Consider the following 16061-nt stretch of genomic DNA (forward strand, 5'->3'; position numbering starts at 1 on the left):
CGCCGGGCGTTCTCAGGCCGCGGTCAGCTCCACCAGTTTCGTCACCGTGTTCCAGTTGCGGCTGGTGGCGACGACGCCCTTGGTGAGGCGCGGCCTGGCGAGGACGTCGGCGAGTGTGGAGCGGCCCAGTCCGTCCGGCGCGTACAGGTAGAGCGCGCGGTCGCCGAGGCGGAACTCCTCGGGCAGGTACGCCGCCGGGTCGATCCCGGCGAAGCGTTCGGGTTCGACGGGCGCGGAGAAGTAGGTGACGTGGAGCTGTTTCGGCTCGAGGTCGGCGGCGGGGAAGGGGCAGTCGTCGACGATCGCCTTCAGGTAGGCGTGGTCGCGCACGATGACGTCCACGCCGAAGCCGAAGTGCCGCTCGACGGCCGCCGCCGTCTCGGCGGCCAGTGACTCCTCGTCGCCGTGCCGGGCGGTGAACACGGCCTGGCCGCTCTGGAGATGGGTGCGCACGTCCTGGAGGCCGAGGCCCTCCAGGAGGGTGCGGAGTTCCGCCATCGGGACTTTCCTGCTGCCGCCCACGTTGATCCCGCGCAGCAGCGCCGCGTATCTCGTCGCCATCCGCCCACCCTACGGCCGTCGTGCCCCGTGGGGGCGGGCACGACGGCCGTGTCCGCGCAGGGGCGGACTGCGCGAAACTCTGTCGGACCGGCCGGGCGCTGATCAACCGGAACACGCGGCTGTGACTTTCCCAACAAGCCTGCGGAAAGCCCGGAAAGCCCCCCGGGCCCGCACGGCGCCCCGGCCCACGGGCCGCACGGCGCCCGGCCCACGGGCCGCACGGCGCCCCGGCCGACGGGCCCGCACGGCTTCCCGCCCGGTGGGTCAGCACGGCTGCCATGGCCGGCCGGTCGGCACGGCTGTCACGGCCGGCGCGTCGGCACGGCTGTCACGGCCGGCGGGATCGGCGACCGTGAGGTGGGTTCCGCGACGGCGTGCCGGCCCGCGGCGGCCCACCCCGACCGGCATCCGGCCGTCCCCGGACCCGCCCGCTGTGGCGGGCTGAAACCGATGGTGGTTCGCTGGAGTGAGGAGCATGTCCGTCGGACCTGATCCGAGGAGGCACGCGCGATGAGCGGTGCGATACGGCTCACCTTCGAGTACCGGGGCCACCACATCGAACTGGTCGCCAGCGAACGGGTCGACCTCGTGCTTCCGGGCGGTCCCGGCGGACAACAGGGCCTGTCGGTCGGTCTGGCCCCGGCCCGCGCGGCCGCACAGCCGGACATCGCGATCGGCTACCGGGTCGACATACTGAACGCGCGCGGGCAGCGCATCCACAGCCGACCGCTGGACAACCCGATCAAGGACGAGGCGGAGGTCGTCTCCTCCGATCCGGACCGGCCGTTCACGAACCAGCCGGTCTCCCAGCCCAAGGGACGCTTCTTCGTCCTGGTGCCCGCGTTGGCGGAGGCCAAGGAGGTGGCACTCCTGCGCACCACCGTGCGGACCCAGACGATCGGCCGGTTCCCGCTGGGACACGGCACCGAGGGAGGCGGATCCTGATGGGAACCGGTGACGGCACCGTCCTCGGTACGACACTGCTGCACAACAGCGGCCCGACGGCCTCGCGTTGGAACCTCGTGCTGCTCTCGGAGGGCTACCGGAGCACCGAGATGACGCAGTGGCACACGGACGCGCAGTTCTTCGTCAGCCAACTCCTCGCCATGCCGCCGTTCAACGAGCCGGCCGTCCAGAGCCGTATCAACATCCACCGTGTGGACGTCACCTCGACCGACAGCGGCGCCGACGACCCCGCGTCCTGCGGCGGGACGGGAGCCACTCCGAAGACCTACTTCGACGCCACGTACTGCGCCGGCGGCCTCGCCCGGCTGCTCACCGCGGACACGGCGATCGCGCAGGGTGTGCTCAGCGCCCAGGTTCCGGCCTGGCACCAGGCGATCGTGGTGGTCAACAGCGCGAAGTACGGAGGCTCGGGAGGTGCCGTCGCGGTGACCTCGACGAGCGGCAACTGGGTCACGGTCGCCGCACACGAGCTGGGACACTCCGCGTTCGGACTCGCCGACGAGTACGAGTCCTGGGCCGGCTGTGAAAGCGGGGAGACCGGACAGAACTCCTACAGCGGCACCGAACCGACCGCGCCGAACGTCACCCTCGACTCCGGCCGCACCACGATCAAATGGGCGCCGCTGGTCCAGGCGGCGACCGCGATGCCCACGACGAGGAACGCCAACTGCGCGGTGTGCGACCCGCAGCCCAACCCCGTGGCGGCGGGCACGATCGGCGCCTTCGAAGGGGCCGGCTACTACCACTGCGGTCTGTTCCGGCCGGCGTTCAACTGCATGATGCGCAACCTGACGCCCTTCTGCGCCGTGTGCCAACGCACGATCCGCCGCACGCTGAACCCGTTCGAGTGGGCCCCGCGCGTGGTGGACGTCCGGGCCCCCGACATCAACTTCGTGTTCGACCCCTCGGGCACGCTCGTGGTGAACGACATCGCGCCGGCCATCCAACTCGCCGGTGCCACGGGATCGGGCTTCCTCCAGTCGCGTCTGGCTCCGCGCGGTGTCGCCGGCACGATCGGAGCGGGCAAGTACCCGTACGAGTACCGCGTCAGCATGACCGAGGTCTCGGGGCCGCTGCCGGCGTCGGCCGTCCGCACGCTCAGCCTCGACTTCGGGCCCATCGCCCGTCTCAACTACGACGGGACCGGCGGATCGGACGTCTACGTCGTCACCCAAGGCGGCCTGGGAACGGTCCGGCCCGCCTCCGTCACGCAGCAGGGCGACCGGCTGACCATCGACTTCGGCACCCCCGGCGTTCCGGCCGGAACCGGCCCGGGCGGCGGGCAGACCAGCTTCTTCATCGGCCTCGCCTCGGACCATCCGCCGCGTGACACCACCGCGCGGATCACCGACGGCGCCGGGAACACGCACACCCTCGCCGCCCGGGCCCCGGCGTTCCCCACGCCGTAGAACGCGAGCGGAACGGCGGCACCGATTCCCGTTCAACCATTGAAGCCTGGACAGGCAATGCTCCCTGGCGTCGTCAGTGGTCCGCCTCGGTGAAGCGGTCCAGGCCGAGGACGGCGAGGAGTTGGAGTTTCTCGTAGCCCTCGGTACGCGGCGGGGCGGTCAGGACGAGCAGCGTCTGGGACTGGTCCTCGGTGAACAGTGCCTGGCAGTCCAGTTCGATCGGGCCGAGTTCGGGGTGGATCAGCGTCTTGTGGTCCTCGAAGCGCTGGGCGACCTCGTGTCGCTCCCACAGTTCGGCGAACTCCTCGCTCTCCTTCTGCAGGGTCCGTACGAGGGTGCCCGCCCGGGACGTGGGGCCGCGCAGCCCGTGGGCGGCGCGCAGGTTGGCGACCTGGGCGCGGCTCTGCCGGTCCCGGTCCTCCTCCGGGTAGCGCAGCCGCTCCGCGGGATCGGTGAACCAGCGGTAGACGGCGCTGCGCGCGAGGCCGGTGTGCCCGGAGGCGTCGCCGAGCAGGGCGGCGGCCATCCGGTTCTGTACGAGCGTCTCCCCCAGGTCGGACAGGACGAGCGCCGGGGTGTCCTCCAGGCGGTCCAGGACCCGCAGCAGCGCGGGCGCGACATGGGGCGAGGCGGACAGCGGGACGGGCGCGTTGTGTCCGGCGATGCGGTACAGGTAGGTGCGTTCGTCGCCGGTCAGCCGCAGTGCCCGGGCGAGCGAGGCAAGCATCTGCTCGCTGGGCTGCGGGCCGCGCTGCTGCTCCAGGCGGGTGTAGTAGTCGGTCGACATCACGGCGAGGGAGGCGACCTCCTCGCGCCGCAGGCCCCGGGTCCGTCGGCGCGCGCCGGTGGGGAGGCCGACGTCCTCCGGCTGGAGCGCCTCGCGGCGGCGGCGGAGGAAGTCGGCCAGTGCTGCACGGTCCATGGACCGATTCTCGCCCGGTGCCGGGCGGCGAGCCAGGGATCGCCGATCCCCCGATGACCGGTCTCTGCACCCGGCGCGGCGGAGCGGCCACGATCGAGGCATGGACATCTCCGGAAACACCATCTTCATCCCCGGCTCCACCAGCGGCATCGGTCTGGCCCTCGCCCTGGAACTGCGGGCCAGGGGGAACACCGTGATCGTCGGCGGGCGGCGCGCCGAACTGCTGGAGCGGATCGCGGCCGAGCACCCGGGCATCGGCACCGTGCAGATCGACACCACGGACGCCGCGAGCATCGCCTCCGCCGCGAAGCAGGTGCTGGCCGAGTATCCCGATCTCAACGTCCTCGTGGCGATGGCCGGCGTGATGCGCGTCGAGGACTGGACCGACCCGGCGTCGTTCCTCGACTCCGCGGAGGCCACGGTGACGACGAACGTGCTCGGGCCGATCCGGCTGATCGCCGCGTTCATCGAGCACCTGCGGGCGCAACCGGACGCCACGATCATGACGGTCTCCTCCGGCCTGGCGTTCACCCCACTGAAGGTGACGCCGAGCTACAACGCGTCGAAGGCCGCGATCCACATGCTCAGCGAGTCGCTCCGGCTGCAGTACGCCGGCACGTCGGTGCGGGTCGTGGAGCTCGTGCCGCCGGCGGTCCGCACCGCGCTGCTGCCCGGGCACGAGGAGAGCGAGAACGCCATGCCGCTCGACGCGTTCGTGTCCGAGGCCGTCGGCCTGCTGGAGTCCCGGCCCGACGCGAAGGAGATCCTCGTCGAGCGGGTGAAGTTCCTGCGCTACGGCGAGGCCCGCGGCGACTACGACCAGGTGGTGGCGACGGTCAACGCCGTCGATCCGCACGGGAAGTAGTGCGCGCGGGGCCGTTCGTCCGCCGGGCCGGGACGCCTTCCCGGTGCCGCGCGCGCTGTCGGTGCCGGTGCCGCCCGCGGACCGGGCGGCACCGGCCGGTCAGCGGGCGGGCAGTTCGGCCTCGATGAGGTCGGCGGCCCGCCGGGTGCCGCCCTCCTGGGCCATGTCGGCCTGGATCTCCTTCAGCCGGCGGGCGACCTCCGGGTCGTCGACGAGGGCGAGAGCCGTGCCGCGCAGGATGTCGGCGGTGGCCTCCTCGGTCGCCACCTTCCGTGCCACGCCGAGCGCCTGGAGCATGTCGGCGTTGCCGAACTGGTCCACGGCCTGCGGTACGGCGATCATCGGCGTGGCCGTGGCCAGCCCTTCCTGGCTGCCGCCGGCCCCGGCGTGGGTGACGAACAGGTCGGCCTGCCTGAGGACGGCGAGCTGCGGCACCCAGCTGTGCACCTCGACGTTGTCCGGTACGTCGCCCAGGTCGGCCGGGCCGACGTGCCGGCCGACCTGGAGCACGAGGTGCCAGCCGGGCAGGTCGCCGAACGCCTTGACGCACTCGCGGTAGAAGGCGGGCTGCTTGGTGAACGCCGAGCCGAGCGACACCAGCACGACCTTCTCGGCTCCGGCGGGACGCCGCCACTCCCCCTCGGCGGTCCGGTCGCCCTGGCAGGCGCCGACGAAGGAGTGCACGCGCTCGTCGACCCGGTCGGCGTGCGGCTGCAGCGCCTTGGGGATCAGGACGATCGAGCGGGCGGGGCGGCCCGCGAAGTCGTCCGGGTGCTGGGTGATGCCGTTCTCCTCCAGCCAGGCGTGGAAGCGGGCGTAGTACGCCTGTCCCCGCTCGGTCTTCTTCGGCTCGGCCCACATCGGCTCGGCGACCTCCTGCTCGTACCCGTCCCAGGCGACCAGGTTCGGTGAGAGGGAGACCGCGGGCACGCCCCAGCGGTGGGCGAGCACACGTGCCGGGTAGGAGGCGATGTCGTGCAGGACGAGGTCGGGTTCGTCCCCGGCGTAGGCCTCGATCAGCTGCGGCAGCGCCTGGATCGCGTCGGCGAGGAACGGCTCGACGTTGTCCAGGAGGGTGCTGCCCCAGTCCTCCGGATCGGCGTCGGGGCCCGGCAGGGTGCTGTTCCACAGTCTGGGTTCGGCGCCGGTCCCGGCGACCTTCTCGGCGAAGGCCGGCGGGATCGCGTACGTCACCCGGTGCCCCCGCGCCACGAGCTCGCGGATCACCTCCAGGCTGGGGTTCACGTGCCCGTGGGCGGCGATGGAGAACATGGCGATGTGAGCGGGACTGGTCATGCCACGACCGTAGACGAGACGAGACGTCTCGTGCAAGCGAATTACCGTACGCGATCCGCCGTCACGCCGGGTTGCGATACGTTCGGCGATCACGGGGCCAGCACCTCGTGCAGGCGCAGCCACTGCTCCGGAGTCACCGCGCCGACCAGCACGCCGGGGTCCAGCCGCGCCGCCCGGAACGCGGCGTCCACCCGACGCCGCGGACGGGCCCGGCGCAGGGACGCGTGCAGCGAGCCGCCCACCCCGGAGAAGCCCAGCTCCACCAGCTGACGCCAGCCGTCCTCGGCGGCGGCGTCGAGCAGCGGGACCGGGCGGCGTTCGATGCGGACGACACCGGCGTCGACCCGGGGCACGGGACGGAAGGAACGCCGGTCGACCCGGGCGAGCAGCCGCCAGTGGTGGCGGGGCCAGGTCAGCACCGTGAGACGGGTCCAACTTCCGTAGTCGCCGGTGCGTTTGCGGGCGTACTCGAGCTGGGTGAGGAGGGTGGCGTCGGTGAGGGCCGGTGCGCGCAGACACCAGTCCACGACCGCCGCGGTGCGGGAGAACGGCACGTTCCCGGCAACGGAGAACGGCGTGCGCGGCGGACGCGCGGCGAGGAAGTCGGCGCCGACGACGCGGACGTGGGCGGCGCCGGAGAAGCGGCCGCGCAGCGCGGCGACGAGCCGCGGGTCGATCTCGTAGGCGTGCAGCTCCCGGCAGAGCGGGGCCAGCCTGTCGGTCAACGCGCCCTTTCCTGCGCCGACTTCGAGCAGCAGCGGGGCCGGGGTGCCATGCGGGACGGCGAGGCGGGCGAAGCGCCGGGCCGCACTGCGGTCGGCGAGGAAGTTCTGTGAGAGCGCGCGAGAGGTCGCGGTGGGGCGGGCCACGGCCTGCGGTCCTTGTCTTCCGTACGGGAAAAGGGCAGACGACAGCCCTGACCGGAAGACAGAGGTGAAAGAGAGGAGAGGCGCGCGAGCGCGCGGCCGCGCCGGATCAGCCGGCGGTGCTCCCCGGGCCGGTCAGGGCTCCGGGGCCACGACGCATCCGGACGGAGTACGTGCAGCCCCGGCCAGGACCGGAGTTGAAGATCGCGTTGAACGCTGCCACGCCTCGCACGTTAGGCGGCGCCGGTGAGCGTGTGCAACGGGTTTTCGCGCCGTGCGTTCAGCGCTGGTAGCGGGCCAGAACCAGGTTGCCGTCCTCCTCCAGTCGTTTCCGCAGGTCGTCGAGGCCGATGGCGCCGCTGTAGTACTCCTGGAGCGCCGGGGTGGCCACCTTGTCCTTCCACTCGGGATAGCCCCGCACGGTCTGGGCGGGCGCGGGACGCAGCCGGGCGGCGAGCGCGGTGCCGGTGGCCCAGCCGTGCTCGGCGGTGTGCAGGGCGGGGTCGGCGAGGGCCGTGCGGCCGGTGGGCAGCATCCAGTCGCCGAGGGCGAGACGGACCATGTTCTCCGGTTCGAGCAGGAAGTCGAGGAAGGCGACGGCTTCCTCCTTGTGCGGGCAGTCCTCGGCCACGGACAGCGTCTGCGGGCTGACGCCCTGGGTGAGTCCGTCGGCTCCGGCCGGGGCGGGCAGCACCTGCCAGTCGAAGCCCTCCGGCGCCTGCTGGACGATCTGCTGGCGGTAGGAGAAGCCGAGCGGCAGCATCGCGTACGTGCCGGCGAAGAAGCCGGGCAGGGTGTCGGAGCCGCCGCTGCCGAGCGTGGTCGGCGAGGCGCTGCGGTCGGTGTTCACCTGCTGGTGCACGGTGCGCGGGACGACCTCGTCGCCCTCCTCGAACCGCACGGTCACCCGGCCGTCGGCGCCGCGGTGGAAGAGCCGGCCGCCGGCCGACAGCGACAGGTTGAGCGTGGCCGACACGGGCTCCTTGAGCGGCCAGGCGACACCGTACCGGCCGTCGCCGCTGAGCTGCTTCGTCACCCGGCGGAACTCCTCCCAGCTCCACGGGTGTTCGGGGGTCGGGACGCGGACGCCGGACTCCTTCAGCCGGGTGGTGTTGGCGATGAGGACGCGCGGTTCCTGGAGGAACGGCACGCCGTAGATGCCGTCCTTGAAGGTGACGGTCTCCCAGCTGCGCTCCGGGATGTCGGCCTCGAGCCGCTCGGGCAGCAGGCCGGTGAGGTCGGCGAGGTAGCCGCCGTAGGCGAAGTCGGCGAGGTCGTCGGAGGCGTCGTGGATGATGTCGGGGGCCTCGCCGCCCTCGAAGGAGGTGAGGAGCTGGTCGTGGACGCTGTCCCAGCTGCCCTGGACGTACTCCACGCGCACGTCCGGGTGGGTGGCGTTCCACTCGGCGACCAGTTCCCTGGTCGCCTCCACCGACTCCTGCTGCCAGGCCAGGGACTGGAAGCGCAGGGTGATCCTGCCGTCGTCGCGGGTGCCGCCGGCCGAGCAGCCGGCCAGGAGCAGGGTGACGGCGAGCAGCGTCACGAGGATTCTGGTCCGCATCAGTTCTTCACCGCCCCGGCGAGCATGCCACTGGTGATCCGCCGCTGGATGATCGCGAAGACGACCAGGGAGGGCAGCGTCGCGAGGAACGCGGCGGCCGCCAGCGGCCCGAGGTCGGCGACTCCCTCGGCGCCGATGAAGTGCGTGAGGACGACCGGAAGCGTCTGTTTCTCGGGCGTCTTGAGCAGGACGAGCGCGAAGAAGAACTCGTTCCAGGCGGTGACGAAGGCGAACAGTGCCGTCGCGGCGATGCCCGGCGCGAGGAGCGGCGCCGTCACCGACACCAGGATCCGCAGCCGCCCGGCCCCGTCGACGGCCGCCGCCTCCTCCAGCTCGGCCGGCACCGCGCGGACGTATCCGGTGAGCATCCACAGGGCGAAGGGCAGCGCCCAGACCACGTAGACCATCACCAGGCCGGGCACGGAGTCGATCAGCCGCAGGTTCTTCAGCACCAGGAACAGCGGGATGATCAGCAGCACGAACGGGAACGCCTGGCTGACCACGACCCAGCCGCTCGCGACGCGGGTGAGCGCGGTACGCCGACGGGCCATGACGTACGCCATCGGTGTGGCGAGGACGACGGCGACGACGGCCGCCGAGAACGCGGCGAGCAGGGAGTTGAGGGCGGCCCGCAGCAGCGGCTGTTCGTCGAAGGCTTGCCGGAAGTTGGCGAGGGTGGGGTCCTGCGGGATCCAGGTCGGGTGCAGTCCGGCCAGTTCGCGCGGCGGCTTGAAGGCCGTCGAGACCAGCCAGAGGAACGGCAGGGCGAGGAAGGCGAGATACGCCAGGAGTGCCGCGTACTGGCCGGCGCGGGCGCTCTTGCGGGTCCTCATGCGTCGTCACCTCCGCGGAGCCGGCCGACGAGGAAGACGGCCAGCATGACCGAGACGGCGGCGACCATGACGCAGCCCATCGCCGCCGCGTATCCGAACTGGCCGTAGCGGAAGGCCTCTTCGTAGGCGAACAGCATGGGCAGCCGGGTGCGTCCGCCGGGGCCGCCGTTGGTCAGCACGTAGACCAGGGCGAAGGAGTTGAAGTTCCAGATCAGGTTGAGGGCCGTGATGGCGAGGGCGACGGGCCGGATGGCGGGCCAGGTGACCGTGCGGAAGCGGCGCCAGGCGCCGGCGCCGTCCACCGCGGCGGCCTCGTGCAGTTCGCGCGGGGTGTTCTGCAGTCCGGCGAGCAGCGCGACCGTGGTCTGCGGCATGCCGGCCCACACGCCGACGACGATCACCGCGGGCAGCGCGGTCGCCAGGCCGCTGAGCCAGTCCCGGTCGCCGCCGAGGCCGAGGTCGCGCAGCGTCTCGTTGAGGATGCCCGCGTCGGTGTTGTAGACCAGCCGCCACATGATGCCGACGACGACCTCGGGCATCGCCCAGGGGACGATCGCCAGGGCGCGGGCCAGCCAGCGCAGTTTGAGGTCCTGGTGGAGCAGCAGGGCGAGGCCGAGGGCGAGCAGGAACTGCGGGACCGTCACCCCGACCGCCCACACCAGTCCGATCCGGAACGACTCCCAGAACAGCGTGTCGTGCAGCAGGTCCTGGAAGTTGAGGGTGCCGATCCACCGGGTGGGCTCGGTGCGGCCGGACTGGGCGTCGGTGAAGGCCAGCAGGATGCCGTACAGCAGGGGGCCGACGCTGAGGACGAGGATGGGGATCAGCGCGGGCAGGACGAGGAACCAGGGCCCGTGGTCGACGGCCCGCCGGGGCCGGGGGCTCCGGTCGGGCGCGCGGGGCGCGGGTCGGCTCACCTCGGTCACCGGTGTCACGGTATTCAGCCCCTCTGCGCGGCTCGGTCGGGCCAGGTCATGGTCGTGAAGGCGGTCTGCCTCGTCAAGGCACCGCGCACACCTGCGACCTGTGCCAATGGGACACTGGGCGTCGGTGGGCCGGATCGCGGCGTGCCCGTGCGCGGGTGTGCGCGGGTGTGCGCGGGGACGGCCGGGGGGCAGGCGCGGTCGGGGAGCACCCCGGCCGGGGTGCGGACGGACGCGGACGAATGCGGACGTACGCAATGGACATGGACGTACGCAAGGGACGTGTACGGACGTGGAAGGACACGGAGGCGGACGATGGACGAGGCGCGGGCGCGGGACGTCCTGGCGGCGGCAGGCGTGCTGCCCGGTGCGGCGGCGGACGCGCGGCTGCTCGCCCTGGGCGAGAACGCGGTGTTCGCCGCCGGTGGTCTGGTCGTCAAGGTGGGCCGCGACGCCGAGCTGCTGGACCGGGCCCGCCGGGAGCTGGCCGTCGCGGGGTGGCTGGCGCGGGAGGGCGTGCCCGCGGTGCGGGCGGCCGAGCCGGAGGCGCTGCTGGTCGACGGGTGTCCGGTGACCGTGTGGCACCGGCTGCCGGAACCGGTGCGGCCCGCCGAACCCCGGGATCTGGCCGCACTGCTGCGGCTGGTCCACGCACTGCCCTCTCCGCCTTTCGCACTGCCGCCCCGCGAGCTGCTGGACGGTGTGGAACGCTGGCTGCGGCTCGCGGGCGACACGATCGACCCCGCGGACGCGGCGTATCTGCGCGAGCGCCGGGACGGTTTCGCCACGGCCGCCGCCGCGCTGACGCCTCATCTGCCGCCGGGGCCGGTCCACGGCGACGCGCTGCCCCGCAATGTGCACGTCGGGCCGGACGGGCCGGTCCTGGTCGACCTGGAGACCTTCTCCTCGGATCTGCGCGAGCACGACCTGGTGGTCATGGCGCTCTCCCACGACCGGTACGGGCTGCCGGACGAGGCGTACGCGTCCTTCACCGGGACCTACGGCTGGGACGTGCGCGCCTGGGAGGGCTGTGCGGTGCTGCGCGGCGCGCGGGAGACCGCCAGCTGCGCCTGGGTGGCGCAGCACGCGCCGGGCAACCCGAAGGCGCTGGCCGAGTTCGAGCGGCGGGTGGCGTCGCTGCGGGACGGCGACGAGACGGTGCGCTGGTACCCGTTCTGAAACCGCACGGGCACCCGGTCGCAGGGACCGTGCGCCGCGAACCGTGAGGGGTCAGACCGGCTCGCCCGCCGGCTCCCGCAGCGGCCAGGTGCCGTCGACCAGCGCGGTGGCGTCGCCCTTGCGGCGCAGGAAGGCCTGGAAGTCCGCCGCCCACGCGGCGTACCACTCGATCTGACGGCGGTGCAGTTCCGCCGGGCCGAGGGCCGCCACCTTGGGGTGACGGCCGGCTATCGCGCAGGCCAGCCGGGCCGCGGCGAGGGCGTCGGCGGTCGCGTCGTGCGCGGAGTCGAGGACGACGCCGTACTCCGCGCAGACCGCTTCGAGGTTGCGCTTGCCGCGCCGGTAGCGGTCGACGGAACGGTCGATGGTGTACGGGTCGATGACCGGTCCCGGCTCCGCGCCGTCCAGCCGGTCGCGCAGGGACGGCAGTCCGTACCGCCGCAGTTCGGCGGAGAGCAGCGAGAGGTCGAAGGCGGCGTTGTAGGCGACGACCGGCACGCCCGTCTTCCAGTAGCCGGTGAGGACGTCCGCTATGGCGTCGGCCACCCGGTCGGCGGGGCGGCCCTCGGAGGCCGCCCGCTCGTTGCTGATGCCGTGGACCGCCACCGCGTCGGCGGGGATCGGCACGCCCGGGTCGGCCAGCCATTCCCGGCGGCCCATCGGCTCCCCCGCCCTGACCTCGATCACGGCGGCCGTGACGATCCGCGCCTCGCGCGGGTCGGTGCCCGTCGTCTCCAGGTCGAAGCCGACCAGCAGCTCCCGGTGCCAGCCCATGGGCTGCCCCCCTTCTGTGTGGTGCGTTCCCCCAGTGGTCTCCACCCTCGCACGCACCACTGACAATCAGAGGATCGCGTTCCGCTCAGCGGCCGGAGCAGGTCGCCACAGGATCCCGCAGCACGGGGCGTTCACGACACCGGACGCGAATCCGCCCACATCAGCTCGAACTCCTCGCGGTAGGTGGGGAACAGCCCGCCTTCCTCGACCTCGCCGGGCTTGACCACTCTGGTCCCGTTGCGCAGGACCAGCACGGGTGCCTCCATGCCCCGGGTGCGGCGCAGGTGGTTCTGCACGACCGCGATGCCGTCCGACCCGTCGGCGTCCACGAGGTAGGCCGTGCAGCGGGGCGTCTCGTCGTACACCTGGATCTCGAAGGCGCCCGGGTCGCGCAGCCGGGACCGCACCCTGCGCATGTGCAGGATGTTCATCTCGACGGCACGGCCGAGCTCGCCGCGCTTGATGCCGAGCTCGCGCTCGCGCCGCTTGACCGCGCTGGAGGCCGGGTTGAGGAACAGCAGCCGCACCCGGCAGCCGGACTCGGCGAGCCGCACCAGCCGGCGCCCGGAGAAGTTCTGCACCAGCAAATTGAGGCCGATGCCGATGGCGTCCAGCCGGCGGGCGCCGCCGAACATGTCCTCGGCCGGGAACTGGCGCAGCAGCCGCACCCGGTCGGGGTGGACGGCGACGACGTCGGCGTACCGGTCGCCGATCAGGTCCTCGACCGCGTCGACGGGCAGCCGGCGGGCGGACGGCACGTCCCCGCCGGCGCCGAGCATCTCCAGCAGCCGCGCGGAGGCCCGTTCGGCCTGGCTGAGGACCGCCTCGGACAGGGCGCGGTTGCGGGAGACGACGTTCCGGGTGACCTCCAGCTCGTCCAGGGCGAGCTCGACGTCACGGCGGTCGTCGAAGTACGGCTCGAAGCACGGCCAGTGCTGCACCATCAGCTCGCGCAGCTGCGGCAGCGTGAGGAAGGACAGCACGTTGTCGTCGGCCGGGTCGAGCAGATAGCCCTTGCGGCGGCTGACCTCGCGCACCGCGACCGCGCGCTGCACCCACTCCTGCCCGGCGGGTCCGGCGGCGGCCACCACCCAGTCGTCGCCGTGCACCGGCTCGTACACGGGCCGCAGCACGGCGGCCACGACCGCGCGCAGCCGCTGCTCGACGAGGTTCAGCCAGATGTAGGCGCGGCCGGCCCGCTGGGCGCGGGTGCGCACCTCGCGCCAGGCGTCCGCGCCCCAGTCCAGTTCCGGCCCGATCGAGCCCGCGTCCATCGGCCGTGCCAGGGACACCGCACCGGGCGGGACGTCCGTGGAACTGCTCCCCTCGTGACCCTCGTCACCAGGGGGCAGTTCCAGCCCTCCCGAGCCCACCCGCGCACCGCCTTCCGCTCCCCCGAGCACTCCCCGCTCCGACGATCAAGGAGAGTACTCCGCATGCGGCGCACGGTGCAGCCCGATGGACAGGGTCGTTTCCCAACTTCCCTCAACCAAGCGACCGTTCCGCCCCGCGGGCCGGTGGAAGTGAGCGGATTCATAGTGTGCTCGGGGCCGGTCCGGGGTCGTGGGAGGAAAAGACGCGGGTAAGGGATGGTTCCCGCCCTTTCGGGGAGACTCGTGAAGACTCGGAGCCCAGGCGCCCCCACCGGCGCCGTACACCTGAAAGAGTCGTGTCCATGCAGGTCTGGCCTGGCGAGGCGTATCCGCTCGGTGCCACGTACGACGGCGCCGGAACGAACTTCGCGGTCTTCACGGAGGCCGCGGACCGAGTGGAGCTGTGTCTGCTGCACGACGACGGCTCCGAGACCGCGATCGAGCTGCGCGAGAGCGACGCGTTCGTGCGGCACGCGTACGTGCCCGGCGTGATGCCCGGGCAGCGCTACGGCTTCCGCGTGCACGGGCCGTACGACCCCGGGCGCGGGCTGCGCTGCAACTCGGCGAAGCTGCTGCTCGACCCGTACGCGCGTGCGATCAGCGGGGCGGTCGACTGGGGCGAGGAGGTGTACGGCTACCACTTCGACGCGCCCGAGCGGCGCAATGACCTGGACTCGGCGCCGCACACGATGACGTCGGTCGTGGTCAACCCGTACTTCGACTGGGGCGACGACCGGCGTCCCCGGACGGAGTACCACCACACGGTGATCTACGAGGCGCACGTCAAGGGCCTCACCATGCGCCACCCGGGCCTGCCCGAGGAACTGCGCGGCACCTACGCGGGCCTCGCGCACCCGGCGGTGATCGAGCACCTGACCGAGCTGGGGGTGACGGCGCTGGAGCTGATGCCGGTGCACCAGTTCGTCAACGACCACCGCCTGGTCGACATGGGCCTGAGCAACTACTGGGGCTACAACACCATCGGCTTCTTCGCCCCGCACAACGCCTACGCGTCCTGGGGCGACCGCGGCCAGCAGGTGCTGGAGTTCAAGTCGGCGGTCAAGGCGCTGCACGAGGCCGGGATCGAGGTGATCCTCGACGTCGTCTACAACCACACCGCCGAGGGCAACCACCTGGGGCCGACGCTGTCCTTCAAGGGCATCGACAATCCGTCGTACTACCGGCTGACCGACGACCGCCGCTACTACATGGACACGACGGGCACCGGGAACTCGCTGCTCATGCGGTCGCCGCACGTCCTCCAGATGATCATGGACTCGCTGCGGTACTGGGTCACCGAGATGCACGTCGACGGGTTCCGCTTCGACCTCGCGGCGACCCTGGCGCGGCAGTTCCACGAGGTGGACCGGCTGTCGTCGTTCTTCGACCTGGTGCAGCAGGACCCGGTGGTCTCCCAGGTCAAGCTGATCGCCGAGCCGTGGGACGTGGGCGAGGGCGGCTACCAGGTGGGCAACTTCCCGCCGCTGTGGACCGAGTGGAACGGCAAGTACCGCGACACCGTGCGGGACCTGTGGCGGGGCGAGCCGCGCGCGCTCGCGGAGTTCGCCTCCCGGCTGACCGGCTCCTCGGACCTCTACCAGGACGACGGCCGGCGCCCGCTCGCCTCGATCAACTTCGTCACCTGCCACGACGGGTTCACGCTGCACGACCTGGTGTCGTACAACGACAAGCACAACGAGGCCAACGGCGAGGACAACCGGGACGGCGAGAGCCACAACCGGTCCTGGAACTGCGGCGTCGAGGGCGAGACCGACGACCCGGAGGTGCTGCGGCTGCGGGCCCGGCAGATGCGCAACTTCATCGCCACCCTGATGCTCTCCCAGGGCGTGCCGATGATCAGCCACGGCGACGAGTTGGCCCGCACCCAGCGCGGCAACAACAACGCCTACTGCCAGGACAACGAGCTGGCCTGGCTCGACTGGCCGGACCCGGAGCGGGCGGACGACGGCGAGCAGGACGTGCGCCGGCAGCTGCTGGAGTTCACCCGCGCGATGGTGTGGCTGCGCAAGGACCACCCGGTCCTCCGCCGGCGCCGCTTCTTCCACGGACGGCCGGTGGAGGGCACCCACGACGAGCTGTCCGACATCGCCTGGTTCACTCCCGAGGGCGCGGAGATGACCCAGCGGGACTGGGACTCGGCGCGGGCGTCGGCGCTCACGGTGTTCCTCAACGGCAACGCGATCTCCGAGCCGGGGCAGCGCGGGGAGCGCATCACCGACGACTCGTTCCTGCTGATGTTCAACGCCTTCCACGAGCCGCTGGACTTCGTGGTGCCGGTCGACCACGGCCGGCAGTGGCAGGTGGTGGTGGACACCGCCCGCGCGGACGGCGTCCCGCCGGGCACCGGCCCGAAGGTGCGGGCCGGCACCCGGCTCACCCTGGTCGAGCGGAGCCTGACGGTGCTGCAGCGGCCGGTGCAGCCGCGCCCACCGGGGTCACCCGTACGGGCGACGGGCGGCCCCGGTGGGGCGAGCGATGACACGAAAGGCGGCGGGGCGGGTACGTAGGTCAC

At 72.2% G+C, this 16061-nt stretch carries 14 protein-coding genes; 5 read left to right on the plus strand and 9 right to left on the minus strand.

Annotated features, from left to right (window positions below):
- Nucleotides 1-12 precede the first annotated feature (12 nt).
- Nucleotides 13-561: a DUF1697 domain-containing protein gene (locus FGW31_RS06290; protein WP_142192326.1), complete on the minus strand. Its 549-nt coding sequence runs from the start codon at nt 559-561 to the stop codon at nt 13-15.
- Nucleotides 562-1071: 510 nt separating this feature from the next.
- Between FGW31_RS06290 and FGW31_RS06295 the strand changes: the two genes are divergently transcribed.
- Complete coding sequence (locus FGW31_RS06295) at nt 1072-1506, plus strand: hypothetical protein (RefSeq protein ID WP_142192327.1); 435 nt, start codon at nt 1072-1074, stop codon at nt 1504-1506.
- On the plus strand, nt 1506-2936 hold the full coding sequence (locus FGW31_RS06300; protein ID WP_142192328.1) for a M64 family metallopeptidase: 1431 nt from the start codon (nt 1506-1508) through the stop codon (nt 2934-2936). Before FGW31_RS06295 ends, FGW31_RS06300 begins: the two co-directional genes overlap by 1 nt.
- Before the next feature lie 73 nt (nt 2937-3009).
- Here the strand turns inward: FGW31_RS06300 and FGW31_RS06305 are convergent, their stop codons facing one another.
- Nucleotides 3010-3858 carry a helix-turn-helix transcriptional regulator gene (locus tag FGW31_RS06305; RefSeq protein WP_142192329.1) on the minus strand — a complete coding sequence of 283 codons (849 nt, stop codon included), beginning with the start codon at nt 3856-3858 and terminating at the stop codon, nt 3010-3012.
- Between the two features lie 100 nt (nt 3859-3958).
- Here FGW31_RS06305 and FGW31_RS06310 point away from each other — a divergent pair, with 100 nt between their 5' ends.
- On the plus strand, nt 3959-4723 hold the full coding sequence (locus FGW31_RS06310) for an SDR family oxidoreductase (RefSeq protein WP_142192330.1): 765 nt from the start codon (nt 3959-3961) through the stop codon (nt 4721-4723).
- A gap of 99 nt (nt 4724-4822) precedes the next feature.
- Here the strand turns inward: FGW31_RS06310 and mgt are convergent, their stop codons facing one another.
- From mgt to FGW31_RS06335, 5 genes are all read right to left on the minus strand, one after another.
- The gene (gene mgt / locus FGW31_RS06315) at nt 4823-6019 is read right to left on the minus strand and encodes a macrolide-inactivating glycosyltransferase (protein ID WP_142192331.1); all 1197 of its coding nucleotides are present in this window, start codon (nt 6017-6019) and stop codon (nt 4823-4825) included.
- An 89-nt stretch (nt 6020-6108) separates the two neighbouring features.
- Nucleotides 6109-6888, minus strand: coding sequence for an ErmE/ErmH/ErmO/ErmR family 23S rRNA (adenine(2058)-N(6))-methyltransferase (gene erm / locus FGW31_RS06320; protein ID WP_142192332.1), 780 nt, complete (start codon nt 6886-6888; stop codon nt 6109-6111).
- Nucleotides 6889-7165: 277 nt separating this feature from the next.
- A complete protein-coding gene (locus FGW31_RS06325) occupies nt 7166-8446 on the minus strand; it encodes an ABC transporter substrate-binding protein (RefSeq protein ID WP_142192333.1) in 1281 nt (426 codons plus the stop codon).
- On the minus strand, nt 8446-9279 hold the full coding sequence (locus FGW31_RS06330; protein WP_142192334.1) for a carbohydrate ABC transporter permease: 834 nt from the start codon (nt 9277-9279) through the stop codon (nt 8446-8448). The genes FGW31_RS06325 and FGW31_RS06330 overlap by 1 nt, the downstream gene beginning before the upstream one ends.
- The gene (locus tag FGW31_RS06335; protein ID WP_142192335.1) at nt 9276-10214 is read right to left on the minus strand and encodes a carbohydrate ABC transporter permease; all 939 of its coding nucleotides are present in this window, start codon (nt 10212-10214) and stop codon (nt 9276-9278) included. Before FGW31_RS06335 ends, FGW31_RS06330 begins: the two co-directional genes overlap by 4 nt.
- A gap of 303 nt (nt 10215-10517) precedes the next feature.
- On the opposite strand from FGW31_RS06335, the gene FGW31_RS06340 reads away from it, so the two are divergent.
- Nucleotides 10518-11381: an aminoglycoside phosphotransferase family protein gene (locus FGW31_RS06340; protein WP_142192336.1), complete on the plus strand. Its 864-nt coding sequence runs from the start codon at nt 10518-10520 to the stop codon at nt 11379-11381.
- 51 nt (nt 11382-11432) lie between these two features.
- Here the strand turns inward: FGW31_RS06340 and FGW31_RS06345 are convergent, their stop codons facing one another.
- Nucleotides 11433-12155: a 3'-5' exonuclease gene (locus FGW31_RS06345; protein ID WP_142192337.1), complete on the minus strand. Its 723-nt coding sequence runs from the start codon at nt 12153-12155 to the stop codon at nt 11433-11435.
- 131 nt (nt 12156-12286) lie between these two features.
- Nucleotides 12287-13528 (minus strand): SAV2148 family HEPN domain-containing protein, encoded by a 1242-nt coding sequence (locus FGW31_RS06350; RefSeq protein ID WP_142192338.1) that lies wholly within the window; start codon nt 13526-13528, stop codon nt 12287-12289.
- A gap of 302 nt (nt 13529-13830) precedes the next feature.
- Here FGW31_RS06350 and glgX point away from each other — a divergent pair, with 302 nt between their 5' ends.
- Complete coding sequence (glgX, locus tag FGW31_RS06355; RefSeq protein ID WP_233452402.1) at nt 13831-16056, plus strand: glycogen debranching protein GlgX; 2226 nt, start codon at nt 13831-13833, stop codon at nt 16054-16056.
- Nucleotides 16057-16061: the final 5 nt, after the last annotated feature.

It is taken from the genome of Streptomyces calvus (genome assembly GCF_006782915.1).
Classification (GTDB): domain Bacteria; phylum Actinomycetota; class Actinomycetes; order Streptomycetales; family Streptomycetaceae; genus Streptomyces; species Streptomyces calvus.